Below are 14,600 nucleotides of genomic sequence, written 5' to 3' on the forward strand. Positions count from 1 at the left end.
TTCAGGCATAGATTTAAATAGTGCCCTGAGCACTATTTATTATTATGATTTAAATATTAATAATAATGCAACTAGTAACGCATAGATAGATGTTGCTTCTGAGAATGCAGCACCTATAACCATTGTACTAATTATTTTACCACTTGCTTCTGGCTGTCTTGAAACACCTTCAACTGCTTTTCCTGCAGCATTACCTGTTCCAATTCCTCCACCTAAACAACCTATTGCAGCTAATCCTGCACCTATAGCTGCCATTCCTGATATAAATGCTTTTGGATCAATGTTACCCATTTTTCTTCCTCCTTAAAAATTGTTTAAATTATGTTATATTAAATTAAATTGATAACTATAAATTAGTGATCTGCTATAATCTTTATGTTAACCATTGTTAACATCATGAATATAACCATTTGAATTGTACCATCAAACACATCAAAATATGCATGAAGAGGTACTGGTATACCAAGTTGTGCTACCCATCCTAGGTGTCCTAATGCTCCATAAACCATTTCCATAACAACAAATGCTGCTGTCATGTTACCAAAAAGTCTCAGTGTAAGTGATATAGGAAGCATAAATCTTTCTACAAGGTTTAATGGAAGCAATGCTGCGAATGGTTTGAAATACCCTCCAAAGTAATGTCCCATACCTATTTTTTTAATAGCATTCACTTGTACAACCACAAATGATATTAGTGCGAGTCCTGCAACTACACTAAAATCTAGTGTAGGTGGTTTAAGACCGAATAAGCCTAATAAATTCATAGATAAAAGAAAAATTGCTAGGGTTCCTATATATGGAACAAAAGCTGAATAACCTTCACCCATGTTTTCCCTGACAAGTGAATTAAATGTTTCCACGACGATTTCTACAACACTTTGTTTTCTATTTGGAACTTTATTTAAGTTCCTAGTGGAAATTATAGCTATTATACTAATTATGACTATTAATATCCACTGAAATAATAAACTTTCAGTGACACCGAATTTATATCCTAATAAATTCAGATAAAACAAAGGTTCGAACTTTTCCAAATAATCACTCCCTTTCATAAAATTATTAATAAATTATTGATTTTTTAGGTTTATTCCATATAATGTTAGAGATATAAAATGAGAACTATATCCCAACATATAAGCAATCACATTAAGTTTATTTTGATTGAATAATATTACCGCTATACCAGAAATGGTTACTATTTTTATTATATAAGATATAAGCGCAACTGTTTTATACTTACCAGTCTTTTTTAAAAGTATGTACTCAGTTATTATTCCATTTAAAACAAAACTTATGACAGCTAAACTTAAACCAAAAAGAACTACAAACACATAATTCTTAAAAAAATAATAGGTTGTACCGCCCAAAATTAAGGCTAGTATTATGTCAAAAAGTATAACTTTTCTGAACATATATTGAAGGTCATTTTGCACTTTCAATTCCTCCAGAATATTTACATGATAATCTATTATATAATCTTAGGAAATATAAATAAAATCCTGCATTCTCTCTATAATCTTAATATTTGGCCTTAATAGTCGATTTTTTAACAATATAATTCCATTTTATCTTCATTACTTTAAATTTATTTAGTTTACTTCAATTAACAAATATCACTCATTATCGATTCATTTTTCTAAAAATATTGAAAATTTTTAATATTAAGCTCAAACACTTTAATTCCTTTACTTATTTAATATTGCAATTATCTAAATAATTTAACTTTTTTGACACATTATTTGTATATACATGCATTATAAATGATATTTTTTCATAAAATTTAATAAATAAAATTACTTTTTCTTTAATTAGACTACTCTTTTTACATTTTTTACGTTATTTATCATTTACACTGTAGATTTATAAGTCATTTAAAAGAAGAATTTATACTTATTTAATATAATAACTCCTTTTTCCATAGGTTTCAATTAGAATTTTTATACTTAATATATATTTTTTATTTATAATATATCATAAAATTACAACAATATACTGCAAAATTATAATAATATGTCATAAAATTAAAACAATTCATCATAATGTTAGAATTAACACATAATAAAATTGAAATAATATGTCACAAAATTGCAATAAAAAAAAGAATAGCTAGAAATTACTTTCTAGCTAAATTCCTCATATTTCATTTTTTGAATCCCAAAATAGTTTAGTATTGCATGCACAATTCTTTCTGAAGCTTTACCATCACCATAAGGATTTATAGCTCTACTCATTTTATCATATTCTGCTGAATTTCTTATTAATTCATTAGCTGTATTTAGTATAGTAGTTACATCTGTTCCAACAAGCTTAACAGTGCCTGCCTTTACAGCCTCTGGTCTTTCAGTAACATCTCTTAAAACCAACACTGGCTTTCCTAAGTGCGGCGCCTCCTCCTGAAGCCCACCAGAGTCTGTCATAACCATAAAACATTTATTCATTAGATTATGAGTTTCCTTTGTATCTAATGGTGGTAATAAGTGCACTCTTGGTACTCCACCTAGAATTCTATAAACAACATCTTTAACTACTGGATTTAGATGAACTAAATATACTATCTCTACATCATTGTTCTCTTCAACAATTCTTTTTAAAGCATTACATATGTTTTCGATTCCATCTCCCCAATTTTCTCTTCTGTGTGCTGTAACCATTATTACTTTCTTTTTATTATATTCTATACCATTAAGCTCCACATTGTTAAATACATAACTATTCTCTACTGTAAATTCCATAGCATCAATAACAGTATTTCCAGTAACAAATATATCTTTTTCATCAATTCCTTCTCTCAAAAGATTACTCTTTGAACCTGCTGTTGGTGCAAAATGCAAATCTGCCATTGAACCTGTAAGTTTTCTATTCATCTCCTCAGGAAATGGAAAATACTTATCAAAGGTTCTGAGCCCTGCTTCCACATGTCCAACTTTTATTTTTTGGTAGAATGCTGCTAAAGCGCCAGCAAAAGTTGTTGTGGTATCTCCATGCACAAGAACTAGATTAGGATTTTCTTTTTCAAATATATCTTCGAGTCCCTCTAGTACTCTTGTAGTTATACCTGTGAGGGTTTGCTTACTTTGCATAATGTTCAAGTCAAAATCAGGAGTAATATTAAATAAATCTAATACTTGATCCAGCATCTGCCTGTGTTGTGCTGTTACACAAACCTTATTTTCTATATTTGGGTTTTTCTCAAGCTCCTTGACCAAAGGCGCCATTTTTATTGCTTCAGGTCTTGTTCCAAATATCGTAATAACCTTAACTTTTTCCATAAATATACCTCCATTTTAGCTCCAAGGCAACTATTCTTTGTTACTGTTACCTAGATACCAATTATTCTCTATGTTCAAAAAAACCAAATTTCCAAGCTATTATTACTAGAACCACCATGACAACAGCAAGAAGGAAATAGGCTCTCTGAGTGCTTATCTGCATTGCTATTATTGCAAAACTACCTAGTACAGCACTTATTAGGTACATGATTATAACTGCCTGCCTTTGATTAAGTCCCATGTCTAATAATCTATGATGCAGATGTCCTTTATCTGCCTGCATTATAGGCTTCCCGTTTATCTTCCTCCTAATCATAGCAAAAAGCGTATCATATATCGGTATTCCAAGTGCAAGAAGAGGTACAGCAATTGCAAAAGCTGTTGCAGACTTTATAGCTCCTTTTATAGATATAGCTGCTAATAAAAACCCTAATAATTGCGCCCCCGTATCTCCCATAAATATAGAAGCTGGATTAAAATTATAAGGTAAGAAACCTAGTATAGCTCCAGCTAATATTACAGTTAGTACCGCCGCTTCACCTCTACCATTTAGAAAAGCTATGATAAAAATAGTGACTGCAGAAATAAAAGCAACTCCTGCTGCCAAACCATCTAGACCATCTATTAAATTTAGAGCATTAGTAATACCAACCACCCAAATTATAGTAAGCGGAATTGAAAATAATCCTATGCTCATAGAAAGTTCTGCACTGCTTATTGGATTTGTTATATAAACTATTTTAACTCCATATATGGTTAATACCAATGCAGCAGTTATCTGAAATAAAAGCTTTTGCCACGGCCTTATTTCGAATTTATCATCCAGGAAACCACCTAAGGCTATAATCGTAGCACCTATTAGTATTCCCATTTCTGATTCAGATAACTTTCCTGTTTTCAACACTAAAGTTAATACAAAAGAAAAGTATATTGCTAATCCACCTAGAAGTGGTATAGGTTTTTTATGTACTCTTCTGTTATCCTTTGGAATATCTATAACTTTTATCTTTACTGCAAATTTTTTAATAACTGGTGTAAGCATAGCAGAGATTATTATTGAAACCAATGCTAAAACATATAATTTATTCATAAGTTAACCTTCCTTAATTTATATTAAGCAATATTTAGCTAGATTGAATAGACACAGTATTGTTGCTGCCACTTAATAACATCCATCGCCTTCTAGAGAATCGTCATTTTCAATCCATTCATCTACAATTATTTCTCTATAAGCTGTCTTAGTATCACGTATTATAACTTTCTCAATTCCTGAATTAATTATAAACCTTTTACACAGTGAACAAGGAGAAGCATTATGTACATATTCTCCTGAACTACATTCCCTGCCAACTAAATACATAGTTGAGCCTATCATATCTTGTCTTCTAGCAGATATAATAGCATTTTGCTCTGCATGAACGGATCTACATAATTCATAGCGTGTACCTCTTGGTACATTTAATTGCTCTCTTTTACAGTAACCTAAATCACAGCAGTTTTTTCTTCCTCTAGGCGCTCCTGTATATCCTGTCGACATAATCTCATCATTTTTGACTATTATAGCCGCAAAGTTACGCCTTAAGCAAGTTCCTCTCTCTAATACAGTCTCACATATATCTAAATAATAGTTATTTTTATCAATTCTATTCATAACTTCCTCCAACAGTTGCTGTTATTAATCCTCATTTTATTCTATAATAAAAATGATGTAATTAAAAGTATTCATTAAGATTATATATGAAAATTTAATATTATCCAGTTAACTTTTCGACTTGGTAATCTATATAATAAAAAGCAGTGAATTATTTCACTGCTTTTTATTATATAGATTATTTAGTTCCGTATAATCTGTCTCCTGCATCTCCAAGACCAGGTACAATATATCCCTTTTCATTTAATTTTTCATCTATAGATGCAATATATATATCTATATCTGGGTGAGCATCCATAACAGCTTTTATTCCTTCTGGTGCAGCTATAAGACACATTAATCTTATATTTTTGGCACCTTTTTGTTTTAAAAGAGTAATAGCATCTACTGCTGAACCACCTGTTGCAAGCATAGGATCCGTAACGATTACATCTCTCTCTCCTATATCCTGTGGAAGCTTACAGAAATATTCTACTGGCTTTAATGTTTCTTCATCTCTATACAGTCCTATATGTCCAACTTTTGCTGCTGGTATAAGTTTTGTCATACCACCAACCATACCAAGACCTGCTCTAAGTATTGGAACTATAGCTACTTTCTTTCCTGCAAGCATTTTACATTTTGCCTTACATATTGGCGTTTCTATTTCTACTACTTCAAGCTGTAAATCACGAGTTACTTCATATGCCATAAGCATAGCTACTTCTTCAACAAGCTCTCTAAAATCCTTTGAACCTGTGTTCTTATCTCTTATTAGAGATAACTTATGTAATATTAATGGATGTGCTATTTGTGTTACTTTACTCATTTATTTTATTCCTCCTATATAACACACAGAAATTAAGAATAAATTTTACTCTAAATTTCTGCTTTATACTTAATTTAAAAAACTATTATATACTATTTGCTATACTTTTTTTCAATTTCAGAAATTCCATCTATTCTTCTTTGGTGTCTACCACCTTCAAATTCAGTTTTTATAAATGTATCTACTATGTCAAGAGCAAGTCCTGATCCAACAACTCTCTGACCTAATGCAAGTATATTAGCATCATTATGCTCCCTGCAAGCATGAGCGCTGAAAGTATCACCACATAATGCAGCTCTCACTCCCGGAACTTTATTAGCAGCTATACTTATTCCTATACCAGTACCACAAACTAATATTCCAAGTTCATATTTCTTCCCTGCTACTTCTTCAGCAACTTTTAATGCAAATTCAGGATAGTCACAGGACTCTTCAGTATATGCACCAAAATCCTTAATTTCTACTCCTTTTGCCTCTAAATGTTTTATTATTTCATTTTTTAGCGGTAATCCCGCATGATCGCTTCCTAACGCAATCTTCATGTTAAAACACCTCCAAGATATAGTGTTATTATAATTAAATAATTTATTTTAATAAATTATAAACTATCAGATTACAAAAAAAAGATAATAGCATTATACAATGCCTATATCTTCTTTTAATTTGTTTAATAGCAATACAATACTGCTTTCTAATTGTCTATATGTATGTCTATAAGTTTCTATGTCACCACCAAATGGGTCGACTATATCCTTCTCCATAGAAATATACTCGTTTAATGTATAGATTTTGTGATTAAATCCCGGAAACTTGCCCCTTAAAAGATCTCTTATATATGTTGTCATAGTTAAAACAAGTTCTGAATTTTCTAACATGTCCTCAGTAAGCTGGACTGCATTTCTATTACTTAAATCTATGTTAATACTTTCCTTTGTAACAATTGCAGAGTTTTTTGAGGTTTTACTATTGTTTAATACAGCTATGCCCGCAGAAATAGCTTTAATATTATCTATATCACACTTATTATTAAAAATAGCTTCTGCCATACAACTTCTACAAGTGTTTCCTGTACAAACAAATAGTATATTTTTCATAACTAACCTCCTAAAACATAGAATTACACTTTAATAATATCAAATCCAGCAGATTTTTTAAGTCTATTCATAACAGCTACACCTACACCCTTTTCTTCAAAGGCTTCAGCAATGATTATATCAACTTCTTTATCATCAAACATTCTAAGTGTTTCAAATAAACTCTGAGATACACTTATCATATTTTTTCTACTTCCTAAAGATATTACTATGCCATTCTTATAATAATTTGCTGTTTCGTCTGTAGCCATTATTCCAACAACTTTATTTTCATCTATATAATTTTGCACTATTTCGTTGATTTTTTCAATAGTTTTTTTCAAATCTCCTTGAACTATTTTTACAGGAGCCTTTGGAGCATAATGCCTATATTTCATTCCTGGCGCTTTAGGCTTAAAATCTTTTTCTGGTTTTTTCATTATTGCTGGATCTATATATGTATCTTCGTCTACTTCTCTTAACATCTCTAAAGTTATTCCTCCTGGTCTTAAAACACAGGTAGGTTCAGTAGTGCAATCAATAACCGTCGACTCAAGTCCAATATCACACATATTACCGCCAATGATATAATCTACCTTTCCGCTTAAGTCTTCTATGCACCTTTGTACATCTGTAGGGCTAGGTTTTCCTGAAATATTAGCAGAAGGCGCAGCAATTGGAACTCCCGCTGCTCTTATAATTTCTCTAGCAACATTATTAGAAGGCATTCTAATTCCTACGCATGGTAGTGCTGCACTTGTCTCATCTGGTATGATTGAAGATTTAGGTAATATTATTGTCATAGGACCTGGCCAAAATCTTTCCATAAATCTTTTAGCCATTTCTGGGATTTCCGAAACTAAAGGCTTTATCTCTTCAATATCCGCAATATGAACTATTAGAGGGTTGTCCTGCGGCCTTCCTTTAGCTTCAAATATTTTTTTCACCGCCTCTGGATCTAATGCATTAGCGCCAAGTCCATAGACAGTTTCTGTTGGAAAGACTACTAGTCCACCCTGTCTTAAGACCGCCCCAGCCTCCTGCATGATGTTTTTGTCAAAGTTATTCTCATCAAGCATAATTATTTTTGTATCCATTTTATTTTATACCACCTTTTTGTTTATTACTAAATTATATCAAGTAGTTTTTCATACCTTATTACTTACATTTTTCAGTAACATACTCATCAATTGCTTGTGCCACCATTTTTGATAGCTCTACAGCCTTAACTACTGTTTTAGCCCCTGTTACTACATCTCCGGATGCAAACACACCTTCTCTTGTGGTTCTTCCAAATTCATCAGTGGCAACTAAGCCTTTATCCTTTAGCTCTATTCCCTTTGTACTTGATACTATATTTGCTCTAGGTCCTTGACCCACAGCTATGATAACAGAATCAGCTTTGAATATCTCCTCCATCCCCTCTATTGGCACTACCTTTTCTTTACCTTCTTCATCTTCTACTACTTTATTATTCACATATTTAATGCCTTCATCAACTATCTCTACAGGGGATTTATAAAATTCAAATTTAACTCCATCAATTTTTGCATATTCAACTTCAGCTCTCTCAGCTTGAATATTTTCTGGCCCCCTTCTGCACATTACATAGACTTCTCTTGATCCGTTTCTTAATGCAGTTCTTGCAACGTCCATTGCAACATTGCCAGCTCCTATTATGCATACCTTCTTCCCTAAGTCATATACATTAGGATTTTTTAGGTAATCTATTGCATAATGAACATGCCCTAAGCTCTCGCCTTTTATTCCAAGGGCACCAGACTTCCACACTCCTGTACCTATAAATATAGCTTTGTAGCCATCTCTAAAGAGATCATCAATTGTTATAACTGACCCAATTAAAGTATTAGGTCTTATTTTTATTCCCATGCTTATTAATTTATCTTTTAACTTTTCCAAAATATCCTTAGGTAATCTAAACTCTGGAATACCATATCGTAAAACTCCACCTATTTTATCATGAGCTTCAAATATGGTTATATCATAGCCCTTAGAAGCTAGGATAATTGCTATAGTAATTCCAGCTGGTCCAGACCCTATTATAGCTACTTTTTTATTAGTGTCTTTTACTACCTCTGGAGTTATAGAATTCAAATAATAATCCGATATATAATTTTCTATCGAACTTATCTTAACAGGACTATTCTTCTTTCCCATTACACAATGGCCTTCGCATTGCTTCTCATGAGGACATACAAGCGAGCACACTACAGAAAGCGGATTATTGTTAAAAAGCTTTTCTCCCGCTTCATTAATATTTCCCTCTAAAAATAACTTTATAACTTCATTAACTGGACATCCTTCTTTGCACATAGGTTTCTTACATTGAAGGCATCTTTTAGCTTCTTCTATTACAAATTGTCCCATTGCATTATTCCTCCTATATCTTAATGTTACAATGCTTATAGCAACGTTTTATTCTAATAACTTATTTTAACCTATAGAACAAATTTTACTAGTACTTTAAAATTAATAAATTATTTTCTAATATACAATATAATAAACTAATCAAATATACAAAATGTTAACTATACAAGTGTTATATATAATATACTATATTTCTATAAGCGAATACTATATTTTAATTGTTAATTATAGTTTAATATAAACAATATTTCAAGTTTTCCTACTAAGGCTAAAAACATAAAAAGACTGTAGATCAAATTAAACTCTCTACAGTCTAAAATTAGCACTATAACATTCTTACCATAAAAAGTCCCATCATAATTCCGCCTAGAACCCCAATAGTACTTGTTATCCCATCCCAAAGTTTTGATGACTCAGGTATCATTTCCCCACAGACTACATATAACATTATTCCAGATGCAAAGGACAGACATGCACCAAGAACATTTACCGATATATTTGCTATGTAAGCTCCAATCCATGTGCCAATGGCAGTAGGAAAAGCTGTTATAAAAGTATAGAATAATATCTTAGATATTCTAACTCTAGAAGCTATGAGTGGCGCTGATACTGCTATCCCTTCAGGAATATCGTGAATTGCTATTATTATACTCATTTTTATTCCTAAAGTACCTCCAGCAGCAAAGCCACACCCCATTATTATTCCCTCTGGAAAATTATGAATCATAAGTCCTAGTGCTGCCATAAAAGCAACTTTTGCATGCTTGTCCATGCTATTTATATTTATTTTGTTATCTATTATGGCTATAATTATAATTCCTAAGATACAAAAAACTAGAGTACCAGCGAAATTCCATTTTGTAAGAGCCTCTGGAATCAAATCAAACACTACTACTGCTAGCATCAGTCCTCCTGCAAAACCAATTATTCCTCCCAGCAGCTTATTAGAAGGCCTTTTTACTATAACTCCTAGTAAGGCCCCGGTCATTGTACCTATTAAAGATACTACACTACCAATTAATACAATAAGAATCATATTTTTACTCAAAACATCACCTTTATTTTAAATTACTTCTATATCATATGTATTTATATTGTAATGCATATATTCCAAAACTTTAGGAATGGATTTTAAGAATTATTTATTCCTATAATATTGAGAATTTTGACGATAAAATTTTATTTTTTCAATACATTCTTCTGTAAAGTGCGAATAGACACAGTTTTTGTATATAACATCCAACAAAGGATACTTATTAAGCTTCCCCCTTTTTATTATAGTATAGTAATATTGTTCCTCTGGGTGTATAATTTTTAACCTATTATATTGGTGAGCTACATATGGATGATTTTTTAAGAAATTTAAGTTCACAGAAATCATTCTTTCACTTCTAAACTTTGATGTTGCTAGAATAATTATTTTAAATTCACTTATATCATCTTCATCAGATAGAATCTCTTCAACATGAACTAATGAAACTTTTTCACAATTTATATTTATAGTTTTCTTTCTTATTCCAAGTGATATTTTTAATTTACTTCCAATACAAGCAAATCTCAATGTCTCCTTATCAATTCTTATTATTACAGCTATAAATATAAGCACTTCTATAATTACTAAATATGATATGTAAAATAAACTTAGTTTTTTAGATAAAAACAAAGCGATAGGTAAAACAAAAAAAATAAAGCACATAGATAGCAGAAATCTTTTATAAGATTTTTTTTGCTTTCTAATGGCTTTATCTATATTCATTCCTTACCCTCTTTTCTTGAATTAAATAATTAGTCGTTACTTCCAATAGCTTTCATTTTTTCTGCCTGTTCAGCAGTTATTAAAGCATCTAGAACTTCGTCTATATCTCCATCAAGATATGAATCTAATTTGTATAGAGTTAATCCTATTCTATGATCTGTAACTCTTCCCTGAGGATAGTTATATGTCCTTATTCTTTCACTTCTGTCTCCTGTTCCTACCTGACTCTTTCTATCTTCAGCTATACTCGCCGATCTTTCTGCTTCCGCTTTTTCAAATAGTCTGGATTTAAGAACTTTCATAGCTTTTTCCTTGTTTTTAAGCTGTGATTTTTCATCTTGACAAGATACTACTATTCCACTTGGCAAGTGAGTTATTCTTACCGCAGAGTCTGTAGTGTTAACACACTGTCCTCCATGTCCTGATGCTCTAAACACGTCTATTCTTATATCATTTGCATTAATTTCAATTTCAACGTCGTCAACTTCTGGTAATACTGCAACAGTAGCAGTAGATGTGTGGATTCTTCCACTTGATTCAGTGTCTGGAACTCTTTGAACTCTATGCGCTCCACTTTCGTATTTTAATCTGCTATAGGCTCCAGCTCCCTTTAGCATGAATACAATTTCTTTAAATCCACCTATATCAGTTGCATTAATGCTTATCGTTTCAATCTTCCAGCCTTTACGTTCAGCATATCTTGTGTACATTCTTGTTAAGTTCGCTGCAAATAAAGCTGCTTCTTCTCCACCAGCACCTGCTCTTATTTCAACAAATACATCTTTGTCATCATTAGGATCTTTAGGTAGAAGTAGTATTTTTAACTCTTGATGTTTTTCTTCTATAACTCCTGTAAGTTCCCTTATTTCTTCCTGAGCCATCTCTCTTAGTTCTTTGTCTGATTCCTCTTGCAACATTTCCTTAGCAGACTCTAAATCCTCTTCAGCCTTTTTATATTCTCTATATTTCATTACAACTGTCTCTAAATCTGCATGCTCTTTACATAATTTTCGCCATTCTTTTTGATCCGCCATAACTGTCGGATCACTTATTTTTATAGATAGTTCTTCGTATTTATTTTCTATAAAGTTAAGTCTTTCTAACATACTTTTTCTCACTCCGTATAAATATTTTCACAATAAATAATTATATCACAATTCTTTTAACACTAGCAACAAATTTCGATTTTTCCTTTTATAACCCTGTCTTTTCCAGCTAAGTCCTTTAAACACTCTACTTCAACAAATCCGTTTTCCTTTAATAGATTACTTACAGAGTCCTTTTGATCATATCCTATTTCAAATAATAACATTCCTCCATTGTTTAACAATTTCAAACTTTGAGAGGTTATTTCTCGGTAAAAATCCAGTCCATCTTCACCTCCGCATAACGCTTCATAAGGCTCAAAGTTTTTAACATCTTCCATTAATGTTCCTATAACATTCTTTTTAATGTATGGAGGATTTGACACTATCACATCAAATCTGTCCTTATTTTCTATAAACTTGCTTAGTAAATCACTTTCTACAACTTGAACTCTTTCACCTACATCCAGTCTTTTAATATTTTCCCCAGTCACCTCATAGGCAGTATGTGAAATATCAGAAGATTTAACATTTACGTCCTTTAATAGTTTTGCAATTGTAATACCTATTATTCCACTTCCACAACACACATCACAAATATCCTTAAACTTATTTTTTTTAATTTCCTCCATTGCACACTCTACTAAAATCTCTGTATCTGGTCTCGGAATCAATACGCCTTCTCTTATATAAAAAGATAGTCCCATGAATTCGCATTCACCAAGCATATACTTTATAGGCATTTTATTTTTTCTAAGCGTCAATAATCTATAAAACTCTTCTATTTCTTTATCATTTAATTCGTAATCTCTGTTGAGTAGTAAAAAAAGTCTGTCTTTTTTCACTACCTTGCCCAATAAAAGATCACAATCTAAAGCGTAACTCTCAATTCCTTCTTCTTTTAAAATTTGATAGCCTTCTTTTAAAAGCTCTCCAATTTTTGATTTATAATTTTTCATTAAAACTGCTCCATTCTAATATAAGGTATTACTAGTATCCTGTGATTCCTTTTCTTCAATACCTTCCGCATATTTAAGCGCTGTTATTGCAACTTGAATTTGATCATAATCCGGCTCTCTTGTGGTAAGCTTTTGAAGCATTAAGCCAGGATAAGCAGTAATTTTCGATACAGCACTATTACTTTTTCCCATCCATTTTATAAGTTCATAAGTCAATCCAGATACTATAGGTAAAAGTAATATTCTATATAATATTCTCTGCCATAAAGAACTCCAACCAGTTAAAGAAAATAATATTATACTTACTATCATAACCAAAAATAAAAAATTTGTACCACATCGAGGATGAAACCTCTCAAACTTCTGTGCATTTTCTGCAGTAAGTTCTACTTCATTTTCATAACAGAATATAGTTTTATGCTCTGCTCCATGATACTGGAAAACTCTATTTATATCCTCCATCTTTCCTATAAGTAAAACATATAGCAAAAATATCCCTACTCTAATGATTCCCTCTACTATATTTAACCCTATAGTATTATGAATTCCTATTCTCTTGAATACATTTGCAGCAAATGTAGGAAATATAAAAAATAACATTGTTGCTATTCCTAAAGATATGATAATGGCAATGGCCATTAATACATCCTCACTTTTATCTTTAAATACCTTTTCAAACCATTTATCAAATTTTGAAGGCTCACCATCCTCATCTTCAAAAAATGATGCGGAATAATTTAACGTTTTTATTCCAATAACTAATGATTCTATTAAAGAGACAAAGCCTCTAATAACAGGAAGCCCCAAAAGTTTGTTTCTTTTAGAATAAGGTATACTTTCTTTTCTATCTACAACAATTTCACCATCAGCCTTTCTAACAGCAGTAGCAACTCCGCTGGACCCTCTCATCATTACACCTTCAATTACAGCTTGACCTCCAACTGAAGTATTTCTTCCCATTACTCCACCTCATCTTTTTCCCTATTTTTTCTTACTTTATATGTTTCCCTAAACTCAAAGTAACACTTTGGACATAGTGATTCATATTCAATATCATCTTCTTTATCTATAGCAATCTGCTTTCCTTCAAAGATAAAATCTCCATTTACTTTTCTTCCATTTAACAATGCCTTTTTGCCACACTTACAAATAGTCTTCAATTCTTCTAAACTATGCGCCAACAATAGTAGTCTTTGACTGCCCTCAAATCCATTCATTTGAAAATCAGTTCGAAGCCCATAGCAAATTGTCGGTATGTCCATTATTACAGCTATTTTAAATAGTTGATCTATTTGTTCCTCTTTAAAAAATTGAGATTCATCTGCTAGTATGCAATCTATTTGTCCATTTTTCTCTATCCAACTCTTTGTTTCCTCATAAATATTCTGACTTTGATCTATAAGAATGTCAACTTCCCTTGTTACCCCTAATCTTGAAAGCACTTTATTTCCACCTTTTGTATCTGTTTTAGGTTTTATAATAATAACTTTCATCCCTCTTTCTTCATAGTTGTATGCAACCTGCAATAGGTTTGTTGACTTCCCACAGTTCATAGCTCCATATCTGAAATATAACTTACTCATCTTTCCTACCTCACCATTTGAATTATAA

General features: G+C 31.6%; 17 protein-coding genes. All 17 read right to left on the reverse strand.

The window, feature by feature from the left end:
* Positions 1–42: 42 nt before the first annotated feature.
* On the reverse strand, positions 43–282 hold the full coding sequence (gene atpE / locus I6U51_RS15185; protein ID WP_374119124.1) for an ATP synthase F0 subunit C: 240 nt from the start codon (positions 280–282) through the stop codon (positions 43–45).
* Positions 283–353: 71 nt separating this feature from the next.
* The gene (locus I6U51_RS15190) at positions 354–1,034 is read right to left on the reverse strand and encodes a F0F1 ATP synthase subunit A (protein WP_211143440.1); all 681 of its coding nucleotides are present in this window, start codon (positions 1,032–1,034) and stop codon (positions 354–356) included.
* Between the two features lie 33 nt (positions 1,035–1,067).
* Complete coding sequence (locus I6U51_RS15195) at positions 1,068–1,433, reverse strand: hypothetical protein (RefSeq protein WP_211143441.1); 366 nt, start codon at positions 1,431–1,433, stop codon at positions 1,068–1,070.
* A gap of 687 nt (positions 1,434–2,120) precedes the next feature.
* Positions 2,121–3,269: a non-hydrolyzing UDP-N-acetylglucosamine 2-epimerase gene (gene wecB, locus I6U51_RS15200; RefSeq protein WP_211143442.1), complete on the reverse strand. Its 1,149-nt coding sequence runs from the start codon at positions 3,267–3,269 to the stop codon at positions 2,121–2,123.
* 61 nt (positions 3,270–3,330) lie between these two features.
* Entirely contained in the window at positions 3,331–4,359 is a 1,029-nt protein-coding gene (locus I6U51_RS15205; protein ID WP_211143443.1) for an MraY family glycosyltransferase, read from the reverse strand.
* Between the two features lie 72 nt (positions 4,360–4,431).
* On the reverse strand, positions 4,432–4,920 hold the full coding sequence (locus tag I6U51_RS15210; RefSeq protein ID WP_211143444.1) for a deoxycytidylate deaminase: 489 nt from the start codon (positions 4,918–4,920) through the stop codon (positions 4,432–4,434).
* A gap of 178 nt (positions 4,921–5,098) precedes the next feature.
* The gene (gene upp / locus I6U51_RS15215) at positions 5,099–5,728 is read right to left on the reverse strand and encodes a uracil phosphoribosyltransferase (protein ID WP_211143445.1); all 630 of its coding nucleotides are present in this window, start codon (positions 5,726–5,728) and stop codon (positions 5,099–5,101) included.
* Between the two features lie 92 nt (positions 5,729–5,820).
* Positions 5,821–6,270, reverse strand: coding sequence for a ribose 5-phosphate isomerase B (gene rpiB, locus I6U51_RS15220; protein WP_178906300.1), 450 nt, complete (start codon positions 6,268–6,270; stop codon positions 5,821–5,823).
* Positions 6,271–6,363: 93 nt separating this feature from the next.
* Positions 6,364–6,822, reverse strand: a complete 459-nt coding sequence (locus I6U51_RS15225) for a low molecular weight protein arginine phosphatase (protein ID WP_211143446.1) — start codon at positions 6,820–6,822, stop codon at positions 6,364–6,366.
* 23 nt (positions 6,823–6,845) lie between these two features.
* Positions 6,846–7,898 carry an L-threonylcarbamoyladenylate synthase gene (locus I6U51_RS15230; RefSeq protein ID WP_211143447.1) on the reverse strand — a complete coding sequence of 351 codons (1,053 nt, stop codon included), beginning with the start codon at positions 7,896–7,898 and terminating at the stop codon, positions 6,846–6,848.
* A 61-nt stretch (positions 7,899–7,959) separates the two neighbouring features.
* A complete protein-coding gene (locus I6U51_RS15235; RefSeq protein WP_211143448.1) occupies positions 7,960–9,189 on the reverse strand; it encodes an NAD(P)-dependent oxidoreductase in 1,230 nt (409 codons plus the stop codon).
* Positions 9,190–9,514: 325 nt separating this feature from the next.
* Positions 9,515–10,225 (reverse strand): ZIP family metal transporter, encoded by a 711-nt coding sequence (locus tag I6U51_RS15240; protein WP_425489766.1) that lies wholly within the window; start codon positions 10,223–10,225, stop codon positions 9,515–9,517.
* Positions 10,226–10,327: 102 nt separating this feature from the next.
* Entirely contained in the window at positions 10,328–10,945 is a 618-nt protein-coding gene (locus I6U51_RS15245) for a hypothetical protein (RefSeq protein ID WP_211143450.1), read from the reverse strand.
* A gap of 29 nt (positions 10,946–10,974) precedes the next feature.
* Positions 10,975–12,051 (reverse strand): peptide chain release factor 1, encoded by a 1,077-nt coding sequence (gene prfA / locus I6U51_RS15250; RefSeq protein ID WP_211143451.1) that lies wholly within the window; start codon positions 12,049–12,051, stop codon positions 10,975–10,977.
* A gap of 62 nt (positions 12,052–12,113) precedes the next feature.
* Entirely contained in the window at positions 12,114–12,989 is an 876-nt protein-coding gene (prmC, locus tag I6U51_RS15255; RefSeq protein ID WP_211143452.1) for a peptide chain release factor N(5)-glutamine methyltransferase, read from the reverse strand.
* A 15-nt stretch (positions 12,990–13,004) separates the two neighbouring features.
* Positions 13,005–13,949: a DUF1385 domain-containing protein gene (locus tag I6U51_RS15260; protein ID WP_211143453.1), complete on the reverse strand. Its 945-nt coding sequence runs from the start codon at positions 13,947–13,949 to the stop codon at positions 13,005–13,007.
* Positions 13,949–14,572: a thymidine kinase gene (locus tag I6U51_RS15265; RefSeq protein WP_211143454.1), complete on the reverse strand. Its 624-nt coding sequence runs from the start codon at positions 14,570–14,572 to the stop codon at positions 13,949–13,951. The genes I6U51_RS15260 and I6U51_RS15265 overlap by 1 nt, the downstream gene beginning before the upstream one ends.
* Positions 14,573–14,600 lie beyond the last annotated feature (28 nt).

The sequence above is a fragment of the Clostridium aciditolerans genome, assembly GCF_016316925.1.
Classification (GTDB): Bacteria; Bacillota; Clostridia; order Clostridiales; family Clostridiaceae; genus Clostridium_AM; species Clostridium_AM aciditolerans.

Excerpts from the sequence above, each read along its gene's own strand:
- wecB (WP_211143442.1), bottom strand. The coding sequence starts at position 3,269 with ATGGAAAAAGTTAAGGTTATTACGATATTTGGAACAAGACCTGAAGCA.
- I6U51_RS15205 (WP_211143443.1), bottom strand. The coding sequence starts at position 4,359 with ATGAATAAATTATATGTTTTAGCATTGGTTTCAATAATAATCTCTGCT.
- I6U51_RS15210 (WP_211143444.1), bottom strand. The coding sequence starts at position 4,920 with ATGAATAGAATTGATAAAAATAACTATTATTTAGATATATGTGAGACT.
- upp (WP_211143445.1), bottom strand. The coding sequence starts at position 5,728 with ATGAGTAAAGTAACACAAATAGCACATCCATTAATATTACATAAGTTA.
- rpiB (WP_178906300.1), bottom strand. The coding sequence starts at position 6,270 with ATGAAGATTGCGTTAGGAAGCGATCATGCGGGATTACCGCTAAAAAAT.
- I6U51_RS15225 (WP_211143446.1), bottom strand. The coding sequence starts at position 6,822 with ATGAAAAATATACTATTTGTTTGTACAGGAAACACTTGTAGAAGTTGT.
- I6U51_RS15230 (WP_211143447.1), bottom strand. The coding sequence starts at position 7,898 with ATGGATACAAAAATAATTATGCTTGATGAGAATAACTTTGACAAAAAC.
- I6U51_RS15235 (WP_211143448.1), bottom strand. The coding sequence starts at position 9,189 with ATGGGACAATTTGTAATAGAAGAAGCTAAAAGATGCCTTCAATGTAAG.
- I6U51_RS15240 (WP_425489766.1), bottom strand. The coding sequence starts at position 10,225 with ATGATTCTTATTGTATTAATTGGTAGTGTAGTATCTTTAATAGGTACA.
- I6U51_RS15245 (WP_211143450.1), bottom strand. The coding sequence starts at position 10,945 with ATGAATATAGATAAAGCCATTAGAAAGCAAAAAAAATCTTATAAAAGA.
- prfA (WP_211143451.1), bottom strand. The coding sequence starts at position 12,051 with ATGTTAGAAAGACTTAACTTTATAGAAAATAAATACGAAGAACTATCT.
- prmC (WP_211143452.1), bottom strand. The coding sequence starts at position 12,989 with ATGAAAAATTATAAATCAAAAATTGGAGAGCTTTTAAAAGAAGGCTAT.
- I6U51_RS15260 (WP_211143453.1), bottom strand. The coding sequence starts at position 13,949 with ATGGGAAGAAATACTTCAGTTGGAGGTCAAGCTGTAATTGAAGGTGTA.
- I6U51_RS15265 (WP_211143454.1), bottom strand. The coding sequence starts at position 14,572 with ATGAGTAAGTTATATTTCAGATATGGAGCTATGAACTGTGGGAAGTCA.